Source organism: Pseudaminobacter soli (ex Li et al. 2025) (genome assembly GCF_029892515.1).
GTDB classification, from domain to species: domain Bacteria; phylum Pseudomonadota; class Alphaproteobacteria; order Rhizobiales; family Rhizobiaceae; genus Pseudaminobacter; species Pseudaminobacter soli_A.
Genome location: NZ_JARXVF010000005.1, coordinates 13,159 through 35,330 on the forward strand (window position 1 = coordinate 13,159; position 22,172 = coordinate 35,330).

The 22,172-nt window shown below is 61.9% G+C and carries 24 protein-coding genes; 10 read left to right on the forward strand and 14 right to left on the reverse strand.

The features are described from left to right. Nucleotides 1-241 precede the first annotated feature (241 nt). The 8 genes from M2281_RS19620 to M2281_RS19655 all read right to left on the reverse strand — a co-directional run bounded on the left by M2281_RS19620 (nt 242) and on the right by M2281_RS19655 (nt 9,122). On the reverse strand, nt 242-1,054 hold the full coding sequence (locus M2281_RS19620; RefSeq protein ID WP_280822871.1) for a helix-turn-helix domain-containing protein: 813 nt from the start codon (nt 1,052-1,054) through the stop codon (nt 242-244). A 170-nt stretch (nt 1,055-1,224) separates the two neighbouring features. Further along, nucleotides 1,225-2,130: a carbohydrate kinase family protein gene (locus M2281_RS19625; RefSeq protein WP_280822872.1), complete on the reverse strand. Its 906-nt coding sequence runs from the start codon at nt 2,128-2,130 to the stop codon at nt 1,225-1,227. Nucleotides 2,131-2,136: 6 nt separating this feature from the next. Further along, nucleotides 2,137-3,381, reverse strand: coding sequence for a Gfo/Idh/MocA family protein (locus M2281_RS19630; RefSeq protein ID WP_280822873.1), 1,245 nt, complete (start codon nt 3,379-3,381; stop codon nt 2,137-2,139). 13 nt (nt 3,382-3,394) lie between these two features. After that, nucleotides 3,395-4,420: a LacI family DNA-binding transcriptional regulator gene (locus tag M2281_RS19635; RefSeq protein ID WP_280822874.1), complete on the reverse strand. Its 1,026-nt coding sequence runs from the start codon at nt 4,418-4,420 to the stop codon at nt 3,395-3,397. A 1-nt stretch (nt 4,421) separates the two neighbouring features. Next, complete coding sequence (locus tag M2281_RS19640; RefSeq protein WP_280822875.1) at nt 4,422-5,414, reverse strand: ABC transporter permease; 993 nt, start codon at nt 5,412-5,414, stop codon at nt 4,422-4,424. Then, entirely contained in the window at nt 5,411-6,400 is a 990-nt protein-coding gene (locus M2281_RS19645; protein WP_280822876.1) for an ABC transporter permease, read from the reverse strand. The genes M2281_RS19640 and M2281_RS19645 overlap by 4 nt, the downstream gene beginning before the upstream one ends. Then, nucleotides 6,400-7,902 (reverse strand): sugar ABC transporter ATP-binding protein, encoded by a 1,503-nt coding sequence (locus tag M2281_RS19650; protein ID WP_280822877.1) that lies wholly within the window; start codon nt 7,900-7,902, stop codon nt 6,400-6,402. The genes M2281_RS19645 and M2281_RS19650 overlap by 1 nt, the downstream gene beginning before the upstream one ends. A 194-nt stretch (nt 7,903-8,096) precedes the next feature. Continuing rightward, the gene (locus M2281_RS19655) at nt 8,097-9,122 is read right to left on the reverse strand and encodes a substrate-binding domain-containing protein (protein ID WP_280822878.1); all 1,026 of its coding nucleotides are present in this window, start codon (nt 9,120-9,122) and stop codon (nt 8,097-8,099) included. A 543-nt stretch (nt 9,123-9,665) separates the two neighbouring features. Here M2281_RS19655 and M2281_RS19660 point away from each other — a divergent pair. Then, a complete protein-coding gene (locus tag M2281_RS19660; RefSeq protein ID WP_280822879.1) occupies nt 9,666-10,376 on the forward strand; it encodes a helix-turn-helix transcriptional regulator in 711 nt (236 codons plus the stop codon). After that, the gene (locus tag M2281_RS19665; protein WP_280822880.1) at nt 10,373-11,140 is read left to right on the forward strand and encodes a helix-turn-helix transcriptional regulator; all 768 of its coding nucleotides are present in this window, start codon (nt 10,373-10,375) and stop codon (nt 11,138-11,140) included. The genes M2281_RS19660 and M2281_RS19665 overlap by 4 nt, the downstream gene beginning before the upstream one ends. A gap of 1 nt (nt 11,141) precedes the next feature. On the opposite strand, the gene M2281_RS19670 is transcribed toward M2281_RS19665, so the two are convergent. The 6 genes from M2281_RS19670 to motA are packed head-to-tail and all read right to left on the reverse strand — an operon-like array spanning nt 11,142 to nt 15,999. After that, nucleotides 11,142-11,573 (reverse strand): hypothetical protein, encoded by a 432-nt coding sequence (locus tag M2281_RS19670; RefSeq protein WP_280822881.1) that lies wholly within the window; start codon nt 11,571-11,573, stop codon nt 11,142-11,144. Then, nucleotides 11,570-12,649, reverse strand: coding sequence for a flagellar biosynthesis protein FlhB (flhB, locus tag M2281_RS19675; protein ID WP_280822882.1), 1,080 nt, complete (start codon nt 12,647-12,649; stop codon nt 11,570-11,572). The genes M2281_RS19670 and flhB overlap by 4 nt, the downstream gene beginning before the upstream one ends. A 24-nt stretch (nt 12,650-12,673) precedes the next feature. Then, nucleotides 12,674-13,681: a flagellar motor switch protein FliG gene (locus tag M2281_RS19680; RefSeq protein ID WP_280822883.1), complete on the reverse strand. Its 1,008-nt coding sequence runs from the start codon at nt 13,679-13,681 to the stop codon at nt 12,674-12,676. A 43-nt stretch (nt 13,682-13,724) separates the two neighbouring features. Continuing rightward, complete coding sequence (gene fliN, locus M2281_RS19685; RefSeq protein WP_280822884.1) at nt 13,725-14,114, reverse strand: flagellar motor switch protein FliN; 390 nt, start codon at nt 14,112-14,114, stop codon at nt 13,725-13,727. Between the two features lie 42 nt (nt 14,115-14,156). Further along, a complete protein-coding gene (locus tag M2281_RS19690) occupies nt 14,157-15,089 on the reverse strand; it encodes a FliM/FliN family flagellar motor switch protein (RefSeq protein ID WP_280822886.1) in 933 nt (310 codons plus the stop codon). Between the two features lie 34 nt (nt 15,090-15,123). Next, nucleotides 15,124-15,999 carry a flagellar motor stator protein MotA gene (gene motA, locus M2281_RS19695; protein ID WP_280822887.1) on the reverse strand — a complete coding sequence of 292 codons (876 nt, stop codon included), beginning with the start codon at nt 15,997-15,999 and terminating at the stop codon, nt 15,124-15,126. A 177-nt stretch (nt 16,000-16,176) separates the two neighbouring features. Between motA and M2281_RS19700 the strand changes: the two genes are divergently transcribed. The 8 genes from M2281_RS19700 to flgG all read left to right on the forward strand — a co-directional run bounded on the left by M2281_RS19700 (nt 16,177) and on the right by flgG (nt 22,171). After that, the gene (locus tag M2281_RS19700) at nt 16,177-17,298 is read left to right on the forward strand and encodes a DUF1217 domain-containing protein (RefSeq protein WP_280822888.1); all 1,122 of its coding nucleotides are present in this window, start codon (nt 16,177-16,179) and stop codon (nt 17,296-17,298) included. 10 nt (nt 17,299-17,308) lie between these two features. After that, nucleotides 17,309-18,031: a flagellar basal-body rod protein FlgF gene (gene flgF / locus M2281_RS19705; RefSeq protein WP_280822889.1), complete on the forward strand. Its 723-nt coding sequence runs from the start codon at nt 17,309-17,311 to the stop codon at nt 18,029-18,031. Nucleotides 18,032-18,040: 9 nt separating this feature from the next. Then, complete coding sequence (fliI, locus tag M2281_RS19710; RefSeq protein WP_280822890.1) at nt 18,041-19,453, forward strand: flagellar protein export ATPase FliI; 1,413 nt, start codon at nt 18,041-18,043, stop codon at nt 19,451-19,453. Further along, nucleotides 19,434-20,069 carry a hypothetical protein gene (locus M2281_RS19715; protein WP_280822891.1) on the forward strand — a complete coding sequence of 212 codons (636 nt, stop codon included), beginning with the start codon at nt 19,434-19,436 and terminating at the stop codon, nt 20,067-20,069. The genes fliI and M2281_RS19715 overlap by 20 nt, the downstream gene beginning before the upstream one ends. A 179-nt stretch (nt 20,070-20,248) precedes the next feature. Beyond that, on the forward strand, nt 20,249-20,629 hold the full coding sequence (gene flgB, locus M2281_RS19720; RefSeq protein ID WP_280822892.1) for a flagellar basal body rod protein FlgB: 381 nt from the start codon (nt 20,249-20,251) through the stop codon (nt 20,627-20,629). Nucleotides 20,630-20,634: 5 nt separating this feature from the next. Then, on the forward strand, nt 20,635-21,054 hold the full coding sequence (gene flgC / locus M2281_RS19725) for a flagellar basal body rod protein FlgC (RefSeq protein WP_280822893.1): 420 nt from the start codon (nt 20,635-20,637) through the stop codon (nt 21,052-21,054). Further along, nucleotides 21,051-21,368: a flagellar hook-basal body complex protein FliE gene (locus tag M2281_RS19730; protein WP_280822894.1), complete on the forward strand. Its 318-nt coding sequence runs from the start codon at nt 21,051-21,053 to the stop codon at nt 21,366-21,368. Before flgC ends, M2281_RS19730 begins: the two co-directional genes overlap by 4 nt. Nucleotides 21,369-21,382: 14 nt before the next feature. After that, on the forward strand, nt 21,383-22,171 hold the full coding sequence (gene flgG / locus M2281_RS19735) for a flagellar basal-body rod protein FlgG (RefSeq protein WP_280822895.1): 789 nt from the start codon (nt 21,383-21,385) through the stop codon (nt 22,169-22,171). Nucleotide 22,172: the final 1 nt, after the last annotated feature.

The window sequence follows — 22,172 nt, forward strand, 5'->3', positions numbered from 1 at the left end:
TGACGTTGGGTGAGGTCCCACGGCAAGGACAATCTGGGGTAGTGGAGCTATGCCCGGGACGGTGTCGGGCAGGTAGAATCCATGCCGAAGAGGCCGCGCTGCTTCCATCGCACGCGCGGACCGGCCTGATGAGTTGTGCAAATGAAGAGGGCTACGCGCGATCGCCAGACCACCGCCTAAAGGCCATCGCTATCCGAATGCGGGGCGGCAATATCGCCCCATTCGGAAGACTGAGTCTGTCTCAGTCGCTGCCGCTGCCCTGCGGGTAGGAGATGATCGACAGGTAGCGTATCGGCCGCTTGGTCAGCTGTTCCGGTCCGTGCGGTGCATCGGCGTCGAAGAACAGGCTGTCGCCCGGCAGCATCGTATAGAGGTTGCTGCCGTGGCGGTACACGACCTCGCCTTCCAGCATGTAGAGGAACTCCATGCCGTCATGCTGGAAGGTCGGGAACACGTCCGAATCCTCGCTCAGCGTGATCAGATACGGCTCGACGGTCACGCCGCTGGTGTTCGATCCGATGTGGCCGAGCAGCGTGTACTGATGGCCGGCGCGCGTTCCGCGCCGCTCGACATCGACTCCTTCCCCGGCCTTGACGAACACCGCGTTGCGCTCCTCTTCGAAGCGGCGGAGAAATGCCGTCAGCGGCACGCCCAGTGCCCGCGACAGGGACTGCAGCGTCGTCAGCGACGGCGAGGTGTTGCCGTTCTCGATCTTGGACAGCATGCCGAGCGAGATGTTCGTGGCCGCAGCCAGATCAGCCACAGTGATGCCAAGCTTCTTGCGGAAGGCGCGGACTTCGCGCCCGATAGCGACTTCCAGCACGTTTTCGCGGGTATCGCGAACCGCATGCGGATTCTGGTTCAGGCTCTTGGAGGCATTGAGGTCCTTTGTCAGCGGCTTGATCGCCTGCACGGCCTCACTTCTGCGTTTGCCCTGCTTGCGCGGCTCTGCCGCCTGTGTCGATGTCTTCGCCACTTCGCTCACCCGCCACGTTACAGCGCTGCTCGCCCATTCGGGGAGCAAAGGACGCCGTAACCCCTTGAATCTACGCATGATCCTTTCCAAAAATCGATTTCGATCTTTGGGACTATCCGTTAAATTTTTACTGATAGTAAATTTTTTTGTTTTCCGTACGCGGTAACGGCGAGAAATTCAAGCATTCTCGCGCGCTGCACGGTCGCTGCGGCGAATCGCGCACGGGCTCGAATACACCTGCGGACAGGTCAGGCCGTGTATCGGCGCGGGAAGGTCGAGATCGCCAGAGAGGCCGCGCGGACACCGCGTTCAAGCGCGCCCTGCAAACTGTCGCCCAAGCTCAATCCGGCGAGGAAAGCAGCGTTGAAAGTGTCGCCGGCGCCGACCGTATCGATGACCGTGACCGGCGGCGCCTTGGCCGAAACCGATTTGCCGTCACGGATGGCGGTTGCGCCCTCCGGGCCGTTCTTGATCACCAGCGTCTGGCCGGCACCGAGCCGGCCTGAAAGCGTCACGGCGGCCGTATCGAGGTTCTCATTCTCGCCCAGGCCCTTCACCTCCTCGGCGTTGAGCAGCGCGTAGTCGGTCAGCGATAGCCATTCCAGCGAGCGCTTCTTGTTGGCCTCGGTCCAACCCTCCGGTGGCCAGCCCGGATCGATCGCCGTCTGCCAGCCGCGCTGTTTCAGAAGCCGGAGCAGTTCGCTCGTTCCCTCGATCAGCGAGGGCATGAGGAAGCCGCCGGAAATGCAGGCGAAGCTCGACGCCGTAGGCGCCGCCGGAATATGGGCGAGCAGGTCTTCGAGCCGGGCGTGATGCAGATGACCCGGCGCGGTGAAAAACACGCGATCGCCGCCCTTGTGAACGATGCCGACACTGATTGTCGTGTCGGAATCGTCGATCACCCAGGTCGAGCAGGCCTCGTCGAAATAGCCGGCAAGCCAGCTGCCCATGGCGTCGTTGCCGACGCTGGCGAGCAGCCGGTGCGCGATGCCCATGCCGCTCAGCGCCAGCGCGGTGTTGCCGGCCGAACCGCCCGGCCGCATCTCGCTGCGCGGCACCACGACTTCGGTGCCGATGGCAGGCCAGCCGTCGACCTCCCCCATGACGAGGTCGACATTGACGTTTCCGAGGATGAGAAGCGGCGATACGGACATGACTACTTAACTGATGTGACGTGCGACGACCGGCACATAGTTTTCGAGTTCCGGTGCCGGGAAGTGCACGGTCTCGCCTATTTCCGCCGAGCGGTAAAGGCCCATCATGATTTCCACCACGGCAAGCCCGTCCTCAAAAGTCTCCAGTGGCGTCTCACCCTTGCGGAAGCACTCGGTCATGTGACGGTTCTCGTCGGTGTAACCGTAGACACCGGCTTCGTCTTCCAGCACCGGCATCAGGCCCTGCTCGGCATTCTGCTTTTCGACGAGATCCTCGCCTTCCGAACCGGTCACCGCGCGCGACATGAAGATCTTAAGGCCGGTGTTCAGCGAGTTGAACTCCATCGCATATTCGGGCCCGAGCAGTTCGAGCTGGATGCGCAGGCCCGCGCCGACATAGGCCCAGGAGGTCGTGGCCTCGATCATCAGATCGTTGCCCTGCTCGTCCTCGAGCGACACGGTGGCGCGTGCGAAATCTTCCGAAGGGTGATTGCGATAATCGACCCCGCTGCCATAGCGCTGCTTCAACTGGTCGGCATAATGCGGGCGCGTCCACTTCAGATTGGCGACCGTGCCGTTGACGGACTTGACCTTGAGCGACTTGCGCGGCGCACCCGGCTCGGTCAACAGGTGACGCGACACTTCCACCGAATGGCACATCATGTCGGACAGCACGCCGCCGCCCTGCTTGTCGCCTTTCCAGAACCAGGCCTCGTGCGGGCCGGAATGCTCTTCGGCCGCGCGCGCCAGATAGGGCCTGCCGGTGGTCGAAGCGGCACGCCGCCAGACGATCTCCTTGCCGCGAAGCACCGGCGTGCAGAAAACCTGGTTTTCAAGGTAGCCGTGGTTGAGCTTGGCATTGGTGGCAAGGCGCAGCATTTCGCGTGCTTCGGCAACGGTGCGGGCCAATGGCTTTTCGCAGGCGACGGCAAAGACCTTGCTGCGGCCGGCGGTCACTTCGTCGTGCAGCGTGCGCATGACGTCGAGGCGCGTGTAGTTGGGCGAAAGGATCCAGATGGCGTCGACATTCTCGTCGCGCAGCAGGCTTTCCAGGCTGTCATGGCTCGTGCAGGAGCCAAGGCCAAGTTCCGAAACCAAAGCCGAGAAGTGAGCGCGGTTTTCGGCCTTGCGGCTATAGACGCCGACAACGTCGATATTGCGCACACCGACCATCGACTTCAGGTGGAACTGGGCGATGAAGCCGGTGCCCACGAAGCCTACGCGCAGCCTGTCTTTCGGCAGATTGGTCATGGATGCCTTCCTTTCAATTGTCGGATGTCTTGGCCGGGCCGGTCGACCCGCGGATTTTCAGCGTCGTCGGCATCTCGACCAGCGCTTCGACGCTGTCGTCGCCGTTCATCACTTTGAGCAGTTGCTTCATCGCCTGCTTGCCGATGTCGACACGCGGCTGGCTGACCGTAGTCAGTGGAGGATAGAAACATTCGCTCAAGAAAAGGTCGTCGAAGCCGACGACCGAAACATCGCCCGGCACGTCGAGGCCTAGCTTCCTGAGTTCGTTGATGGCGCCGAAGGCCATCTCGTCATTGGCGACGAACAGCGCCGTCGGCTTATCGGGTCGCGAAAACAGCTGTCGGCAGAGCGTGGCGCCCGAGGGAATAGTGTAGTCGCCAATCGGCTCGTAGCCTTCCGGCACCGCAAGCCCGGCCTCGGCCATCGCCTTGCGATAGCCTTCGCGGCGCAACACACTCATCACTTCGGGAACCGGGCCGCAGATGTGGGCGATGCACCGGTGGCCGAGCGATTGCAGATGCTTCACCGCTCCACAGGCCGACGCGACGTTGTCGATCTGCACATGCGGCAGCGGGCAGCCTTCGATGATTTCTAGCGCCACCACGATCGGCAGGCGCGCCAGTTGCTCGGCATCGCGGGTATGGCCGGAAGGCAGCTTGCCGTTCATCAGGATCATGCCGTCGGCGTGACCATCGCGCAGCATGTCGAAATATTCGAGCTCGCGGTCGGGATGGTTTTCCGTGTTGCCCATCAGCACGGAGTAGCCAGCCTCGCGCGCCGTCGCCTCCACGCCCTTGAATATTTCGAGATAGAACGGGTTGCTGACGTCCCGCACCACCAGCAGAACCGCCATCGACTTCTGCGTGCGCAGGTTGCGGGCCCGCACATTGGGCCGGTAGTCGAGCGACTGCGCCGCTTCGCGGATGCGCGACAAAGTCGGCTCGGCGACGAGGCCGGAATCCGACAAAGCGCGCGAAACCGTCGCCGGCGAGACGCCCGCACGCAGTGCTATGTCCTTAATCTTGGCTCGCCTGTCCATGTCAGCCTCGCATGGCCCGGCCGCGGCCGTAGAACAGCATCAGCACCAGCAGCGTCGCGCCAAACACCATCTGGCGGCCGGAGTCGTCGATATGGACGGTGGTCAAAATGCTCTGAAGGATGACCAGCAGCACCGCACCAGCCATGGTGCCGGTGTAGCCACCCTTGCCGCCGGCCAGCGGCGTGCCGCCCAGTACAACGGCGATGATGGAAGGCAACATGTATTGCTCGCCGACATTGGAGAAGGACGAGCCGGAATAGCCGAGCAGGCAAACGCCCGCGAGCGCCGCAAAAGCTCCCGACAGCACGAACAGTCCGACGCGGATGGTCTTCACCGGCACACCGGCCATGAAGGCCGCCTGCTCGTTGGAGCCGATGGCGTAGATCCGATAGCCGAATACGGTGCGCTTGAGCAGGAACGCCATGAAGAGGCCTATGGCGACCCAAAGCCAGATGATGCCCGGTAGGCCGAAGAGGAAAGGCTGCGTCACGAACTGCGACAGGCCGGGCGCGGCGCGGCCGGAGGGAATGCCGTTACGGATAACGACCAGAAGCCCCTGCAGCACGCCCAGCATCCCGAGCGTCATCACCAGCGGCGGAATGCGCAGCAGCGTGATGCCAAGTCCATTGAACAGGCCGAACAATGCGCCGACGCCGACCGCGACCAGCACCGCCGGCAAGATACCGCCATCGGCCCCGTTCATGACATTGCCGGCCAGGATGGCGGCCAGCGAAACGATGCCGCCGACCGAAAGGTCGATGCCTTCACGCCCGCCAATGATGACGAGGTTCTGACCGGCAGCGACGATACCCATGACGGAGGCGACGACCAGCAGGCGCAGGATCTGTTCGGCCGAGGCAAAACCCGGCGACAGCGCTTCGCCGAGCGCCAGCAGCGCCACGATCAGGGTTAGCGCGACGACCAGCGGGCGCTTCAGGAACTCGACCGCCTTTGACGGCGCGGCGGTGATAGAAACGGCTGTCTCGGTGCTCATGCGCGTCCCCCCCGGCTGACGAGGATACCGGCCATCAGTGCGATCAGGATGGCGAGGCCCTGCACGAGGTTCTGCCATTCCGACGGCGTGCCGACGAAAAAGACCAGCGAATTGATAAGGCCGATGATCAGGGCGCCGATCAGCGAGCCGGTCACCGTCCCTGCCCCGCCCGAAAGCGCCGAGCCACCAAGCACCACGGCCGCAACGCTGTAGAGCGTCATCTTGCTGCCCACCAGCGGATCGCCGCTTGCGGTGTCGCCGGTGATGCAGAGCGCTGCAAGCGCCGAGAACAGACCGCAGAGCACATAGCCCTTGATACGGATCATTGTGACCGGAAGGCCGGTCTGGAATGCGGCCATGGCGTCGTCGCCGACCGCCAGCATCTGCGTGGTCAGCCGCATGCGCGCCAGAACGCCCAGAATGATGGCGACAGCCGCCACCACGTAGAAGATGAACGGAATGCCGAAATAGGTGCCGCCATAGGTCAGCCAATAGGCCTCCGGCGCCGGCGTTCCAGCCACCGGCAACACATAGAGCGCAAGGCCTGTGAAGAAGATGCTGGTCGCGAAGGTGGCCACGATGGCCTGCAGCCTGAGCCCCGCAATCATGATCCCGTTGACGACGCCGCAGGCAAGGCCGGTCAGGATGCCGACCAGGCAGGCGGCGATCACCGTCAGCCCGCCGCCGCCCCACTTTTCCATCAGCACTATGATGACGACATTGACCAGCGAGACGATGCTGCCGGCCGACAGATCGATGTCACTGGAAAAGACGACGTAAGTCTGCGCCACCGCCAACAGCATCAGCGCCAGATAGGTGCTGAACAGGCCGGTGATGGAGCCGAAACTGAGACTGCGTGGCTGGAAAAAGCCATTGAGCGCCACCAGTGCTATCAAAATGATGAGCGCCGGCACGAAGGGAAAGCGTTGCAGCACGCTCTTCAGCGGGCTGGCATTCGCCACTGAGGTGGAGAGTGTCTGTTGCATCAGGCGGCCTCGTAGGCGGCGTGATAGAGGTTGTAGCGCGTACGGTCCGCGCCGGTGAGTTCGCGCGTGACCGACCCGCTATTGAAGACCAGGATGCGGTCGGCATTGTTGAGCAATTCGGCGTCCTCGGACGAATAAAGCACGATGCCCATGCCCTCCTGGGCCAGCTTGCGGATCAGCGCGAAAAGATCGGTCTTGGCCGCAAGGTCGATGCCCTTCGTCGGATCGTCGAGCAGCAGCACGTCGGGCCTGTCGATCAGCCAACGCGCGATGACGCTTTTCTGCTGGTTGCCCCCGGAGAGCGAAGTAATCGGTTGTTCAAGCGCTTGGAACTTGGTCTTCAAGGCCTGCAGCGGCCGCATGGCCCGCTCGCGCAGCGAGGCCGGACGCGCCAGCGACAGCCGGTTGCGCAGGAAATGGATCGGCGTGACGTTCTCGAGGATCGGCCGTCCCTGCAGGATGCCGTCGCGGCTGCGATCGCCCGAGACATAGGCGCAGCCATGCCCAATCGCCTCGCGCGGCGATTTCATCGCAATTTGTTTTCCGTTGAGTGCGATGGTGCCTGTCTGATGCGGCGCCGCGCCGAAAATCGAGCGCATGACCGCCGACTGGCCCTGCCCGTGCAGACCGCCGAAGCCGAGGATTTCGCCCTTGGCAACATCGAAGCTGACATTTCGAAAACCGGGCCCGCTCAGGGCCGCCACTGAAAGCACCGCCGACCGCTGGGTTGCATGCGTCGACGGCACAATGGCGGGTGTCGCCAAATCGTCGCGCTCGCCCACCATCTGGCGGATGACCGACGCCTGATCGGTCTCGGAAATTCTTGACGTACCGACTGTCTCGCCGTCGCGGATCACGGTGACACGGTCGCCGATGGCAAAAATCTCGTCCATGCGGTGCGAGATGAAGACAATGGCGCGGCCCTCAGCCTTTAGCTGGCGCAATATCTCGAAGAAGCGATCGACCTGCGCTCGGTCGAGAGCCGAGGTCGGCTCGTCGAATATGAGGATGGATGCCTCGGTGGCCAGCGCCTTCATGATCTCGACCAGCTGTCGCTGATCGGCGCGCAATGTGTTCACCGGCGCGTCGGCCGAAAAGCCTTCGCCAGCGACATCGGCAAACGCCTCGATGATGCGCGCGGCCTTTGCTTCCAACGCCGCGCGGTCGACGAACACGCCGCCCTTCACCGGCAGCGCCGGCATGCAGATGTTCTCGGCCACTGTGCGCCGGGCCGCGAGCGAAAGCTCCTGATAGAATATGCCGATGCCCAGCGCCCGCGCCGCCTGCGGACCGCCAATGGTGACCGGCCTGCCGTCGAGCAGCACCTCACCCGCATCCGGCCTCACGCTGCCGGCGACGATCTTGCACAGCGTGCTCTTGCCCGACCCGTTCGAGCCGATCAGCACGTGGACCTCCCCGGGAAGCAGATGAAGATCGCCACGGCGCAAGGCAAGCGTCCCGCCATATGCCTTGCGCGCGCCGCGTATCAGCAGCTCGGACATTGTTTCGGTTCCTATTGAGCGGATTCATCCGTTCCGGATGCCCACTACCCTATTTGCGGCCTCGCAACATCGCCTGGCATCCAATCGGGCGCAAGACCGCGCGGGCATAGAGCCTATGAGCTGGCGCCATCAGCGCCCAGCGGTCGCGGGAGCGCGTTCCAATGCACGGAGGAACGCGCTCCCGCAGGGAGGAATTACTTGAACAGCTTCTCGGCGTCTTCGATGGAAAGCTGGCTGGTGTAGGAATAGTAGCCAGGCTTGCCGTCGACGGCGTTGGCGGCTTCATCGAGGTTCTTGTTGTCGATGAAGGGGATCGGCAGATACATGGCGTTGCCGTACTGGCCAGCCGTCGCCGGCTCCTTCAGTTCCTTGCCCTGCAGCATCAGCACCGCGACGTTGAGCGCGCTGGCCATCACGCCGGGCGGGTTCACCGAAGCGCCGGAGTTCAGCTTGTCGGACTTCCAGATGTCGATGAAGTCCTTGCGGATTTCGCCGGTGGCCGCGATCGACGACTGCTTCTTGGCATCAATGATCGACTTCCAGGCGCCAGCGGCCATGCCGTCCTGCACCCAGACGCCGCTGATGTCCGGATAGGTTGCAAGCAGGTTCTGCATGGCCTGCTGGCCCTGCGCCTGATCCCAGTTCGCGTTCACCTCGTTGACGACCTTGATGTCCGGGTACTGGCCGAACACTTCCTTGTAGCCGGCTACGCGCATCTCGTTTGCCGGATGGCCGGCGACGCCATTGATGGCGACCACATTGCCCTTGCCGCCCAGCGTCTCGGCCAGCCACTTGGCACCGGCAGCGCCCCAGGCCTTCTGGTCGATGCCGACATAGGTCGCATCCTTCGACGACACTTCGGCGTCGGTGGCGATCACGAGGATGTCCTGCTGCTTGGCCTGCTTGAAGATCGGATCGAAGGCCGTCGGGCTGTTCGGATTGATGATGATGGCGTTGACGCCCTGGCTCATGAAATTGCGCACATGGGCGATCTGGCCCGGCACATCGACATTGGCGCTCTGCACCACGACCTCGACATTGACGCCCTTGGCCTTCCAGGCTTCGGCCGCAGCCTTGGCCTCGTCGATCATCTGGGTGCGCCATTCGCTGCCCACCCAGCCATTGCTCAAGCCGATCTTGAAATCCTCTGCATGCGTCGAAAACACCGACACCGCCATCGCGGCAACGGTGGTCAAGGCAAACATCGCGGACTTTTTCATGAGTTCCCTCCCAAAAAACTGAACCGAGGCGAGATTATCCGAAATGAAATCGATTTCAATAGGCGGTATTGGACTCCGATTGGCGATTTTTGGGGAAATCACTGCACAATGGAACCGTTCAGGCGGACGGGGAACTGCGACAAGTCGCGATTGAAAAACTCACCCAGGGCCGTGTGATGCCAGAGGAAAATCAAGCTTCAAACACGCGCCGCGCGCACCCTCACCCAACTGCCACCTGCGACACGTTCGCACCACCTCGCAAAAGTTAACAACATGTTAAATTTACAGGTTTGCTGTTGGAATCCCGTGGGTTAAATTGACTACGAATCAACCGGCCGCGAATGGTTTGGCGCCCAAACGACCCCCAATCTGCGGGGCAGTATCGGAGCTTACCCATACCGAGAGAGCCGGTGGTGACACCGCCGTGTTCCGGTGCGTGTTTTCGTAACAAGTAAAGGCGTTTTCAGGCTCGGTTGCTGACCAGGTCAGTGCTCGGGCATGGAGATTGATTCCGGCCATCCCGAGCCCCCGAATTGCATGGCAATGACAAGTCTCGCCGTTGAAAATAGCTCATTCGAGACGACTGCCGCCAAACCGGCGACGCGCGGCGACCTGACAGCATTTCTCATGGAGCAGACCGACGCGGTGGGCGCCGACGCCTATATGCTCGTGGCTGTCGTGCATGACCAGGACCACTCGGACGCTCGGATAATCGCCTCGAACTGGATCTACGACGCGATCCAACTCGCTGGCCAAAAGCTGATTGCAACCCTGGCGCAGAGTTCCTTTGCCGCCTCCCCGGGCGGCATGCCACGCGCGATCGTGACGGCATCCGCCCCATCGCTCGAGGGCATAGGCGGCGAGGACATCAAACTGCTCGACGTGCTCGGCCATAGCGAAATCTACGCGCTAAAACTCTTTGTCGGTCGCCAGCGCCTGTTTCTGCTTTTCTCCGCCGCTTCGATCGCGCGCATCGATCTTGCGGCGTTGATCCAGGCACAGTTCCAGTGCTGCTACGGGCTATCGCGCATGTCCGAGGTGCTTGGCGCCGCCGTCATGCAGGATCCGCTTTCGGACCGCGAACGCGAGTGCCTGTTCTGGGTCTCCGAAGGCAAGACCACCGACGAAGTCGCGGTCATCCTCGGCGTCTCCTCGAACACGGTCAATAGCTACATCACCCACGCAATCCGCAAGTTCTCGGCCAGCAATCGCGCCATGGCGGTGGCGACTGCAATCAGGAGCGGCATCATTTGACACGCGCAGCCGCACAAAACGCCACTCCGGCCTCCTCCGAGCCAAGGAATCCGTTCGGTTTTGCCACTCCTGGCCTCGAACAGCATCCGGCCGTGACGATCCCCGATGCGATGCGCCGCTGCCGCTGGATCGCCGTCGACCTCAACGCCGGCAGTTTTGGCCTGTTCTTCGTCAATCCATCGGCGGAACGGGCGCACCCGGTGCCGTGCTTCGACGCGGATTATCCGCGCATCACAAACTTTACAAAGTTCGTCTCCGGCGAGAGCTGCGAGGAGCTGACGCGCCGGGCCCGCGTCTCCACCCTGCCTTGCTGGTGGAGCAGCGACGAAGGCTCCGCCTCTGCCGCGAACTTTTCGGCGCTCAGCTGGGCGACCCGGATCGCGCCAGTAGGCCCTGAAGGATCAGGCATCGCCTTCCCCGCCTATGCAGAGCGCGGCCAGTGCGGCTTGGTGATCTTCACTGGTAACGAGATCAGGCTTTCGCCTGAACAGCTCCCCGGCATCCACGCGCGCTGCTTCGCCTTGTTTTCGGCCGTCGCACGCATGCAGACCGAAGACAGCGGCAAACACCCCTCCATCTCCAAGCGTGAACTGGAGTGCCTCAAACTGACCGCGAACGGACTGACGAGCGAAGAGATCGCCTGTCGCCTGAAGCTTTCGGTCCATACGGCCAACCAATATCTCACCAACACCACGCAGAAGCTGAATGCGGTCAACCGAATGCACGCGGTCGCCAAGGGCCTGCGCCTCGGCCTGATAGAATAAGTCAGACCATCGGAACCGTGGGCCGGATTCGCGCATGTTCAACAGCAGCCTCAAGGAAGGCCGTATTCCGTTCGGGATCACTGTCGGGCTTGTCGAAGGCGACATAATTGATCTCCACCGAAGCATGCAGGGCCGTAAGCGTCAGCGTGAAATAGATGGTGACGCCGGCGGGCCTCAACTCGAGGTCGAGTTCAATACGGGGGGCGTCGAGCCAGCTGACATGCGCCTCCCCGCCATGCCCCAGCTTCAGAGCGCCTGGCATAAAATACAGTTCTGCCGCCGAATCCACGATATCAGCAATGCAGCCAAACTGCTCAAACCGTATAAATGAAATATAATCGGCAACATCGACGAGCCTTAGCTCGCTGACTACCTGTTTGATTGCATTCGCGACTATGATCTCGCGAGATGATGCATGCGGTTGTTTCATCATGAAACGACTTTGCGCGCCTTGTTGCTGTAGACGATGCGGATTAATTCCGCCACTGCCTGGTAGAACTTAGTCGGGATGACATTATCCACCGAAACTTGCTTGTACATGGAGCGAGCAAGCGCAACGTCCTCGAATATCGGAATTTTGTGTTCTTCGGCGATCTCCCGGATTTTCAGCGCGACCAGATCCTGGCCCTTGGCCAGCACGATGGGCGCCTGATCCTCGTCGCGAACATATTTCAGGGCGATCGAATAGTGGGTCGGGTTGGCGATCACCAGCGTGGCGCGCGGCACCGCCGCCATCATGCGCCGGCGCGCACGGTCGCGACCGAGCGAACGCAGGCGGGACTTGATGATCGGATCGCCTTCGGACTGCTTCAGTTCGTCCTTGACCTCCTGCTTGGTCATCTTGAGTTCCTGGCGCCAGTGGAAGCGCGACCACACAAGGTCGGCCACCGCGATCACGCCCATCACGATCACGATCGACACCAGAATATGAATGAGGATGCTACGCACCGTCAGAACGAATGCCGTGGGATGGGTTATCATCCCCGCCAGGAGATCACGATACTCGCTCTTCAGCGTGAAGATCAGCACAAGCACGACGAAGCCGAGCTTTCCCAGCGACTTTAGGAACTCAACAAATCCCTGCGCGCCGAACATGCGGCTCCAGCCCTTTGCGAGTGAAATCCGCGACGCCTGCGGGCGAATTCGCTCGGCAACCATTTGCGGCATGTTCTGGAACACCGAGGCGGCTAAGCCCGCGACAACCAGAAGCACCATCATAGTGCCGAGCAGCTTGGCGATCTCCAGGAAGACAACACGATAAAGCTCGATGACGTCCTGCGCGTTCGCCAGCGGCCAGGCCTCCGGCTTTTCCAGAAATATGCCGAGGAACCAGCCGAGCTGGATGATGTTGCTTTGGGCGAAAAACGTCGCAAACACCAGAATAGCGACGAAAGAGGCGAAGATCGAGATTTCCTTCGAGACCGGCAATTTGCCTTTCTCGATCGTATCTCGAATCTTCTTCTCTGTGGCGTCTTCTGTTTTGCTTTCTTTATCGGCGCTCTCGGACATGGCGCGATAGCCTCAGGTCGCGTTTCAGGCGGCGCTCTGGGTGTTGGGCAGTTCGAAGGCGCCTTCCAGCGACATGCGGATCGCCGTGGAAGCAATGGCCCGCCTTGAGCTGAGAACGTCGGACATGGCCACCTCGTCCGCTCCCTGGCCGAGCTCGGACTCGATCATGCGCCGCGTGCGCGCGCTGATGGACGACAGCACCGCCTCGGCTAGTTCGGGCGGCGCGCCGCGCAGGCAAAGCGTGAGCGTTTCGGTCGACAGCCCGTCGAACAGCAGAACGCGCGCCTTCTGCGGAAGGAACACGACATCCTCGAAGGAGAACATCCGGGCGCGGATGCCGTCGAGATTGCTGGTGCCTTCCAGTTCCAGATCCCGCATGACCTCGTCAGCCTGATCCTTCTCCATTTCATTGAGCAGGCTGGCGACCCGGCTCTGGCCGGCCGAAATATCCTTGGTCGCCCGCTCCGAAAGAACGCGGTTGCGAAGCTGGTTTTCGACGATCTGCGTCGCCGTGTCGGGAATGACACCCATCGACATCATGCGTTTCAGGATCTCGCCCCGAAGCGGCTTTTCGAGAGCCAGCAGCACATTGGCTGCGGCCGTCGGCGCGAGCTTCGACATGATGACTGCCGACGTCTGCGGATGCTCGACGTTCAGGAAACCTGCGACGCGGGCCGGATCGACCCTCTGCAGTTCGGGCCAGACCGGCGTCAGCACCTCCTGCATGCCGGACGAGCCGCGTCCCATGATGGCGTTCATCTCTTCGGGCGAAAGCGACTCGGTGAGGATCGCGTTCATGTCGTCAGCAGAGTCCAGCAGGCCTGCGCCTTCCATGAACTCGGCCTCGAACTCGGCCACGATCTGCTCCAAATCGGCCTGCGGAATTGTGCGTAAAAGCCGCGCGGCCTCGATCAGCGCCTTCAGTTCCTCCTGCTTGAAGAACTTCAGCATGCGGCTCGCCGACGGCTTGCCCATGGCGACGAGAATGGCCGCGGCCTTCTGCGCGCGCGTCAGCTTAGCCAGCACCGTCATGCTGAAATTCTTCCTGGTAAGGCTAGTGAGGCACTATGCTGCATCATGCGGGTTTCGCCGCCGTGATGATTTCCGTCAACTTGATGCCAAAGCGCGACGGGTCGTTTTCCAGGACGGTGATCTCGCCGCGGGCGATCTTGCGGCCGTTCACCACTACGTCGACCGGTTCGCCGATGCGACGGTTGAGCGCCACGGTCGAGCCCTTCTGCAGGGCCATCAGCTCGGACACCTGCATGTCGGCGCTACCGAGCACGGTCTGCACCTCCACAGGGATGTTCATGATCACAGCGGCATTCGACGCCTGACGCTCAGGCTTCGCCTTCTCCTGCGGGCGCCGGTCCTCTTCGTGGAGAGCTCCACGGAGTTCCTCGATGGCCCGGTTGAGCTGCTCCTCCGGGATATCGCCTTCCGCTTCTGCGCCGATCTCGTTCATCTGCCTCTCCACTTCAGGCCACCTCGAAACAACGCCTGGGCGTCATTCCGGCAACAAAGTATCCATCAGGTCCTGGCCGGCATCGAAAGGATGCCTGATTCGGACCGTGTAATTCTGCCCTAATTTACCGAATTCGCACACAAACAGCGTCATGTTGCGCGCAGAAAGACGTGCTTGCGACTGGGCGTTTTCTTCGAGCTCGATGATCTGGCCTTCCTGCAGCATGGCGATCTCGCCGAGCGTCATGTGGGCTATAGGAAGCGTCGCTTCCAGTGTGACGGTCGAGCGCCTCACCTCTTCGCCGAAGCGCTCCTGCCATTCGGTCTCCGGCTCGGCATTCGCGGCCTGCGCGCCGGCTTCGCCGCGATGCTTGAGCAGCACGCGTTGTGGCATGGTCAGCACAATCAAGCCCGCGTTCACGCCCGCCGATATCGAGAAAACCACGCGCACGGCCGGCCCGTCGCGCAGGATGTGCCGCTTGAGCTCTGCGCCCGTAATCGCGGCCGGCAAGGGCAACCGGAACTCGAAGGCCCGCGGACCGGTGCCGTTCATGGCCTTGGCGATCTCCTCGAACACCATGGTCGCGACTTCGGCTTCGGTCGGAGACAATTCGCGATCGATCGGCTGGACAGGTCTTTCGATATCGCCGCCGAAAAGAGCATGGACGACAAGCGCGACGGCTGCCGGATCCATCGACAGGATCAGAGCATCAGGCGAGGAAGCCGATGCCGCCACCGTCATGGCATGCTGGCTGTTCGACGGGCGGGCCTGAGCGAAGCGCCCCAGTTCGACCGACTGGACCTCGATGTCGAGCGGCGAAGCGAGCTTGCCGTTCAGCCCCTGCATGACGGCCGACAGCGACCTTTCGGTAAGCGCCTTCGCAGACGAGATGACGCGATCGGGCTCGCCGGTTTCACCGACAAGACGCTCGATGATGAAGGCGCGTGTTTCTGCAGGACTTGCAGGGCTCACCATATCTGCCCCCTATTCCGGTCGTTCACGTCGGTCCTCACGCGGCCTTCTTCGTATCGAAGCTGGTGTTCATCGTGCTCTGCTCGACCGCGTCGAGCGACGGGCGGTCATAGGCGGAAATGGTCTTGCGGCCGAATTCGATGGCCACCTGCGGCAGCGAGCCATTCAGATAGGCCAGGAGCGTCTGCTTCACGATCACATAGAGACGGTTGTTCTTTTCGCGCACGATCTTGATCTTGGTAGCGATCGGACCGACCACCGCGTAGGACAGGAAGATGCCGAGGAACGTACCGACCAGGGCGGCGCCGATAAGCGCGCCGAGGATTTCGGGAGACTGGTCCAGTGCGCCCATCGCCTTCACGACGCCCAGCACCGCAGCGACGATGCCGAGAGCCGGCAGGCCGTCGGCCATCGCCGTCAGTGCGTGATAGGGCTTCAGCTTGTCGGCGCGGATGGTGTGGATTTCCTCGTCCATCAGTGCTTCGATCTCATGCGGCCGCGCGCTACCGATGATGATCAGGCGGCAATAGTCGCATATGAAATGCGTGAGATCGTGCTTCTTCAGGACGCTCGGGAAGGCCTGGAAGATGACCGAATCGTCGGGGTTGTCGATATGGGCTTCCACCTCGCTGCGCGATTTGGAGCGCAACTCGCGCATCAGGCTGTGCAGGACGCCGAGCGTCTCGAGATAGTCCTGCTCCTTCGGCACGGCCTGCTTGAAGGCCTCCATGCAGCCCTTGGCGGTGTCCTTGACCGTCGAGATCGGATTGGCGACCAGGAACGTGCCGATCGAAGCACCCATGATGATGACAGCTTCCCAGGGCTGCACGAGTACGTTGACGTGCCCGCCCATTGCCATGAACCCACCAAGCACGCAGCCCAGGGTCACAACGATACCGATAAGAATGCCCACCGTCAGTCCTTCCGCGAGTCGACTTCCATCCGAGCAATAGCGACCGTGCCTTGTGTGAGGCTTGAATCACTGTTCAGTGGTGTCTCCGCCGCAAGGCGCAATTTGACAACCAAGCTTCAGTTTCGCGCAAGGAAGTTGGGCTAGCCTCGTCGGATAAGTTCGGGCGGAGACTGCCAAGTGCTCAACACCTATGCCAGCTATCAGCTGATCACGAGAGACATCGACAAGTCGCTGAGCCGCGTCCAGAAGCAGCCCTTGGTGGACCGCGAGACCAAGTACTACCTTGATAACATTACCAAGGTTAAGTCGATCGACGAGTTCGTCAACAACGACCGGCTGTTCAAATACGCGATGAAGGCCTTCGGCCTCGAGGACATGGCCTATGCCAAGGCCTTCATGAAGAAGGCCCTGAAGGAAGGCGTTTCCGATCCCAACAGCTTCGCCAACAAGCTTTCCGACAAGCGCTACGCCGAGTTCGTCAAAGCCTTCAACTTCGCCGCCTACGGCTCCGAGGCGACCGTCTACAACAAGGCGCAGCAATTTACCGCGCAGAACTATGCCACACAGGTGGAATTGCTCGGGTTCGATCCGAAGTCGGACGCGGTCAAGAAGGAAACGGCCTACTACCTAACCAATATCGTCAAGGTGAAGTCCATCGACGAGTTCCTGTCCAACGACAGGCTCTACAACTACGCCATGACGGCCTTCGGCATGGATCCGAAGACCGACAACAAGGAACTGATGCGGAAGATGCTGGAGGGAGGCGTACGCGATCCCAACAGCCCTGCGAACAAGTCGGACGAGACGCGCTACAAGGCCTTCGTGGGGGCTTTCAATTTCGAGGCGCTGGGCGAAAGCGCCACCACCTACAATCCAGCACAGCAGCCGGCCACGGCAAAATACTTCCGGCAGACCCTGGAAGAAGATGCCGGCAAGGACAACGAGGGCGTGCGCCTGGCACTCTATTTCCAGCGCAAGGCACCTTCCATCACCTCCTTCTACCAGGTGCTCTCGGACCCGGCACTGGCCAAGGTGGTTCGCACCTTGCTCAGCCTGCCTGAATCCTTTGCCCAGGCCGACATCGACAAGCAGGTGCAACTCTTTGAGAAGCGGCTGAAGATCTCCGACTTTTCCAACCCGAAGGCGCTGGACAAGCTGCTCACCCGCTTCACCACCCTCTGGGAGATCGACAACCCGTCGTCCCCGGTGCAGGCGTCTTTGAGCGTCCTGTTCAGCCAGCCCGTCGAATACGGTGTCTCGACGAACCTGATGCTGGCAATCCAGAAAATGAAGAGCTGAGGACAAGCACGTGCAGGATGGTCTTTACGTCGCCCTTTCGTCGCAGATCGCGCTGGAGCGCCGGCTGAACACGATCGCCGACAACGTCGCGAACGCGTCCACCGTGGGCTTTCGCGCCACCGGCGTGAAGTTCGAAGATATCGTGTCAGGTGTCGGCCAGAAGTCGATGGCATTCGTGTCCACTGGCGACACCTATCTGTCGACACAATCCGGGGGACTGCGCCAAACCGGAAACCCGCTCGACTTTGCCATCAAGGGCGACGCCTGGTTCGGCATTCAGACGCCCGCAGGGACCGTCATGACCCGTGACGGCCGCTTCACAATGACGGAGAACGGCGAACTCGTGACCGTCGAAGGCTATCCTGTGCTCGACGCCGGCGGCGCGCCCATCCAGCTCGACCCGCGCGAAGGCGTGCCTGAAGCGAGCGCAGACGGCATGTTGCTCCAGAACGGTCGGCCCGTCGGCGCGCTCGGCCTCTATAGCTTCGACCCAGGACTCAACTTCACCCGCTACGCCAATTCCGGCATTATTCCGAACAACCCGCCAGAACCGGTCGTCGACCGCATCGATGTCGGTGTGGCCCAGGGCTTCGTCGAAGAGTCCAACGTGAACCCGGTTCTCGAGATGACGCATCTGATCACGGTTCAGCGCGCGTTTGAAAACACCGCCGCCCTGATGCGCAGCAACGATCAGACCTTCAGCGAAGCCGTTCGCACGTTGGGCTCGAAGTAAGCACGACAGATGTCGAATGTCTTGCCGGTTCCGGCTACTCCGAATGATCCGTCCGAGCACCAACTGGACAACCGGCTGACGATCCTTGAGCGAAGCTTCCGGCGCATTGCCGAGGAGCGCACTCTCGTCAAGCGCGGCGGACGCGTAATCGAAGTATCGCCGACCAATTATCGGGCTCGCGGCCTTTCGAGCACGGCCCGGCTCGGCGACATCGTCGAGCATAGAGGCAAGACTGGCACGCGGCGCGGTGAGATCATTCAGATCGGCGCCGACGAAGTGCTCATCGCACCATTCGAGCGCACTGCCGACGCCGGCGTCGGCGACCTCGTTTTCAATCGCGGTCCCTTCGCCATTGCGCCGCATGCTTCATGGCGCGGCCGCGTCATCGACTCGCTTGCCCGCCCGATCGATGGCGGCCCGGCGCTTATCGAGGGCGAGTTTCGCGAATCCGGCGATGCCACGCCGCCGGCCGCCCTCGCCCGCCAGCGCGTTGCCACGTCCTTCCTCACCGGCGTGCGCGTCATCGATATCTTCACCCCGATCTGCTTCGGCCAGCGCCTCGGTATCTTTGCCGGCTCCGGCGTTGGCAAGTCGACGCTGCTCGCCATGCTTGCCAGCGCCGAGGCCTTCGACACCGTCGTCGTGGCCCTGGTTGGCGAACGCGGCCGCGAAGTGCGCGAATTCCTGGAAGACACGATCGGCCAGGCCGGCATGGCCAAGACTGTGGCCGTAGTTGCCACCAGCGACGAGAGCGCGATGATGCGCCGCCGCGCACCGGACACCGCCATGCGGGTGGCCGAGTGTTTTCGCGAACGCGGCGACCGCGTGCTGCTTGTGCTCGATTCGATCACCCGCTTTGCTCATGCCCTGCGCGAGGTCGCCATCGGCACGGGCGAACCGCCGATCGCGCGTGGCTATCCCGCGTCTGTCTTTACCGATCTGCCGAAGCTGCTGGAACGCGCCGGCCCTGGCGTCGAAGGGTCCGGCTCCATCACCGCCATCATCTCGGTGCTTGTCGACGGCGACGATCATAACGACCCGGTAGCGGACTCGGTGCGCGGCATTCTCGACGGGCACATCGTGCTCGACCGCGCCATCGCCGAGCAAGGCCGCTTCCCTGCGGTCAATCCTCTGGCTTCCATCTCGCGTCTTGCCGGCAAGGCTTGGAGCGAAGACGAGCGGATGCTGGTAACTCGGCTCAAGGCCATGATTTCGCGCTTCGAGGACACCCGCGACATCCGCCTGTTGGGCGCCTATCAGCCCGGAATGGATGCCGAACTCGACATGGCCGTGCGCCAGGTGCCGCTGGTCTACGAAGTGCTGACGCAAACGCCCGCCGACCCGCCCTCGACCGACCCTTTGGCCGATCTGGCCCGCCACCTCAGAGCGAAGGACAAGCCCAATGCAGCTCAGCCAGATTGAGCAAACCCTTCAACAGATGCTCGAGAAGGAGCAGGCCGCCGAACAGCAGGCGCAGCAGGCGCGCAGGAAGCCCCTCAGCCTGTCGAACCTGCTTGAGCGCTTGACCGTTTGGACGGAAAGTTCGCGCAAGGCGGACCGTCGCAGCGATCTGGTCATCGCAGGCCTGGGCATCACCCTCGGCCTCGTTTGCGCGCTGTTTCCCTGGTACATCTTCTTCAACCCCGACAAATTCGGCGTCCAGGCGTTGAAGTTCGGGGGAGACGGAAGTGGCGGGCACCGACCGGTTGCCTCGATCTCGCACAAATTGGGCGTGAGCGATGCTCCGTCGGACGACATTGCATCGCTCGACAAGGTCGACCTCTTCGCCACCGGCACGCTTCCCGACAAGGAAGAGCGGATGGCGGAGCCCAACCAGCCGTTCCCAGTCGTGGAGATGCCGTACCGCTTGGTCCATGTCGTCAACGGTCGAGGCCTGATCGAGGACGAAGCCGGCCTTTGGGTGGTTCAGCCGGGCGCATTGCTGCCCGACAGCACCCGCGTTGCCAGCATCGAGCAGCGCGCAGGCAAATGGGTCATGGTCACCAGCGCCGACAAGGTCGTGGAACTCGCTCGCTGAGCGCGCCCATCATTCTGGTTGAAAAGCGGTATCGGACTTCCACGTCCGGTACCGTTTCACTTTTTGCGCCTCGCCGCGCCAGTTCGACCAAGTGTTAACAGTTCCTGAATTTTGAGCGTCCGGCGTAAGGCCCGCGCAAGACTGGCTGCCTACAGTCTGGAAATCTGCCGGAGATTTCTATGCAGCCTGTCAATCTATTCAACCTCGCCTCTAAGCAATCGCAGTGGCTTGCCGTTCGCCAGTCGGCCATTGCCGGCAACATAGCCAACGTGAATACCCCCGGCTACGGCACTGCCGAGATCGAACCTTTCGAGAAGGTACTCAACAACACGCGCGTCGGGCTCACCGCCACGCAGGAAGGCCACTTCGCGGCTGGCGTCACCAACGCGGCCTTTGACGTTCGCAACGAAAACACCTCGAACTCGGTGCTTCCGTCGAAAAACTCGGTCGTCCTTGAGAACGAATTGATGAAGGCCGGCGACGTGCGCCGCACCTTCGAGCTCAACACTGCGATCGTCAAATCGTTTCACCGCATGATGATGCTGAGCGTGAAGGGCTGATTGGCATGGACGCGCTTTCCGCAACTCTCAAGGTCGCCGCTTCGGGCCTGACCGCCCAATCCGAACGACTGCGCATCGTCTCGGAAAACCTGGCCAACGCCCAGTCGACCGGCAGCACGCCGGGATCGGATCCCTATCAGCGCAAGACCATCATCTTCTCCGCTGGGCTCGACCGCGCGGTCGGAGCCTCCCTGGTCAATGTCGCATCGGTTGACCGCGATCGCTCGGCTTACCCAGTCGAATATCTGCCCGGCCACGAAGCCGCGGACGACAAGGGCTACGTGAAGATGCCCAACGTCAACGTGCTGGTCGAAATGGCCGACATGACCGAGGCCAACCGCTCCTACGAAGCCAATTTGCAGGTCGTCAAACAGGCGCGGGACCTCATTTCCATGACCATCGATCTTATGAAAGGCCAATCATGATCAGCGGCGTCGGCGCAATAAACCAGATCCTGTCGAAGGATGCCGGCAGCGTCACCGGCATGTCTCCGACCGGCGCTCCCACCGGCGTCAATGCAGGTCAGTCCTTTGCCGAAATGGTGTCGGACGTAGCGGAACGTACCATCGGGACGCTCCAGACTGCGGAGCAGACCTCGGTCAAGGCGTTGCAAGGCGACGCCGACATGCGCCAGGTCGCAGACGCGGTCATGAACGCCGAGCAGTCGCTGCAGGCGGCAGTCGCGATCCGCGACAAGATCGTCACCGCCTATCTCGAAGTCAGCCGCATGGCCATCTGAGGAAAGCCGGCATCATGAAAGCGCTCGCCATCGCCGCCACCGGCATGAACGCCCAGCAGACCAATCTCGAGGTCATCGCCAACAACATCGCCAATATCAACACCACGGGCTACAAGCGTGCCCGCGCCGAGTTTTCGGATCTGCTCTACCAGGTCGACAGGCTGCAGGGTGTGCCGAACCGGGCCAACGCCAATGTCGTGCCGGAGGGTGCTTCGATCGGTCTTGGCGTCAGGACCGCGGCGGTGCGCAACGTCCACATCCAGGGATCGCTCACCAACACCGGCAACTCCTACGATCTCGCGCTGACCGGCAAGGGCTGGTTCCAGGTCGAAGGCGCTGATGGCCAGACACTCTACACCCGCGCGGGCGCCTTCAACATCAACGGTACGGGCCAGCTGGTCACCGCTGACGGCCTTACCGTCCTGCCTGCAATCACGGTTCCGACGGATGCTGTGGACGTCATCGTCAACAAGTCCGGCCAGGTCTTTGCGAAGATCGACGGCCAGACCGACCTGCAGCTGCTCGGCCAGCTGACGCTTGCCAATTTCGTCAACGAGGCAGGTCTCGCTCCCCTAGGTGACAATCTTTTCCAGGAAACCGTCGCCTCCGGCCCCGCCAATGTCGGCGTTCCCGGCGACCCCGGCTTCGCCCAGGTGCAGCAGGGCTATCTGGAAGCCTCCAACGTCGATCCGGTCAAGGAAATCACCGAACTGATCTCGGCCCAGCGTGCCTATGAAATGAATTCGAAGGTCATTCAGGCCGCCGACGAGATGGCTGCGGTCGTTTCGAAGAACATCAGGTAAG

Bases quoted from the DNA above. Each gene is read 5' to 3' on its own strand.
- M2281_RS19625 (WP_280822872.1), bottom strand. From the start codon at position 2,130: ATGTCCGTATCGCCGCTTCTCATCCTCGGAAACGTCAATGTCGACCTC.
- flgG (WP_280822895.1), top strand. From the start codon at position 21,383: ATGAAAGCGCTCGCCATCGCCGCCACCGGCATGAACGCCCAGCAGACC.
- M2281_RS19635 (WP_280822874.1), bottom strand. From the start codon at position 4,420: ATGGACAGGCGAGCCAAGATTAAGGACATAGCACTGCGTGCGGGCGTC.
- M2281_RS19655 (WP_280822878.1), bottom strand. From the start codon at position 9,122: ATGAAAAAGTCCGCGATGTTTGCCTTGACCACCGTTGCCGCGATGGCG.
- M2281_RS19630 (WP_280822873.1), bottom strand. From the start codon at position 3,381: ATGACCAATCTGCCGAAAGACAGGCTGCGCGTAGGCTTCGTGGGCACC.
- M2281_RS19680 (WP_280822883.1), bottom strand. From the start codon at position 13,681: ATGACGGTGCTGGCTAAGCTGACGCGCGCGCAGAAGGCCGCGGCCATT.
- M2281_RS19715 (WP_280822891.1), top strand. From the start codon at position 19,434: ATGCAGCTCAGCCAGATTGAGCAAACCCTTCAACAGATGCTCGAGAAG.
- M2281_RS19670 (WP_280822881.1), bottom strand. From the start codon at position 11,573: ATGATGAAACAACCGCATGCATCATCTCGCGAGATCATAGTCGCGAAT.
- fliI (WP_280822890.1), top strand. From the start codon at position 18,041: ATGTCGAATGTCTTGCCGGTTCCGGCTACTCCGAATGATCCGTCCGAG.
- M2281_RS19660 (WP_280822879.1), top strand. From the start codon at position 9,666: ATGACAAGTCTCGCCGTTGAAAATAGCTCATTCGAGACGACTGCCGCC.
- M2281_RS19650 (WP_280822877.1), bottom strand. From the start codon at position 7,902: ATGTCCGAGCTGCTGATACGCGGCGCGCGCAAGGCATATGGCGGGACG.
- flgC (WP_280822893.1), top strand. From the start codon at position 20,635: ATGGACGCGCTTTCCGCAACTCTCAAGGTCGCCGCTTCGGGCCTGACC.
- M2281_RS19640 (WP_280822875.1), bottom strand. From the start codon at position 5,414: ATGAGCACCGAGACAGCCGTTTCTATCACCGCCGCGCCGTCAAAGGCG.
- flhB (WP_280822882.1), bottom strand. From the start codon at position 12,649: ATGTCCGAGAGCGCCGATAAAGAAAGCAAAACAGAAGACGCCACAGAG.
- M2281_RS19690 (WP_280822886.1), bottom strand. From the start codon at position 15,089: ATGGTGAGCCCTGCAAGTCCTGCAGAAACACGCGCCTTCATCATCGAG.
- flgB (WP_280822892.1), top strand. From the start codon at position 20,249: ATGCAGCCTGTCAATCTATTCAACCTCGCCTCTAAGCAATCGCAGTGG.
- M2281_RS19620 (WP_280822871.1), bottom strand. From the start codon at position 1,054: ATGCGTAGATTCAAGGGGTTACGGCGTCCTTTGCTCCCCGAATGGGCG.
- M2281_RS19645 (WP_280822876.1), bottom strand. From the start codon at position 6,400: ATGCAACAGACACTCTCCACCTCAGTGGCGAATGCCAGCCCGCTGAAG.
- M2281_RS19730 (WP_280822894.1), top strand. From the start codon at position 21,051: ATGATCAGCGGCGTCGGCGCAATAAACCAGATCCTGTCGAAGGATGCC.
- fliN (WP_280822884.1), bottom strand. From the start codon at position 14,114: ATGAACGAGATCGGCGCAGAAGCGGAAGGCGATATCCCGGAGGAGCAG.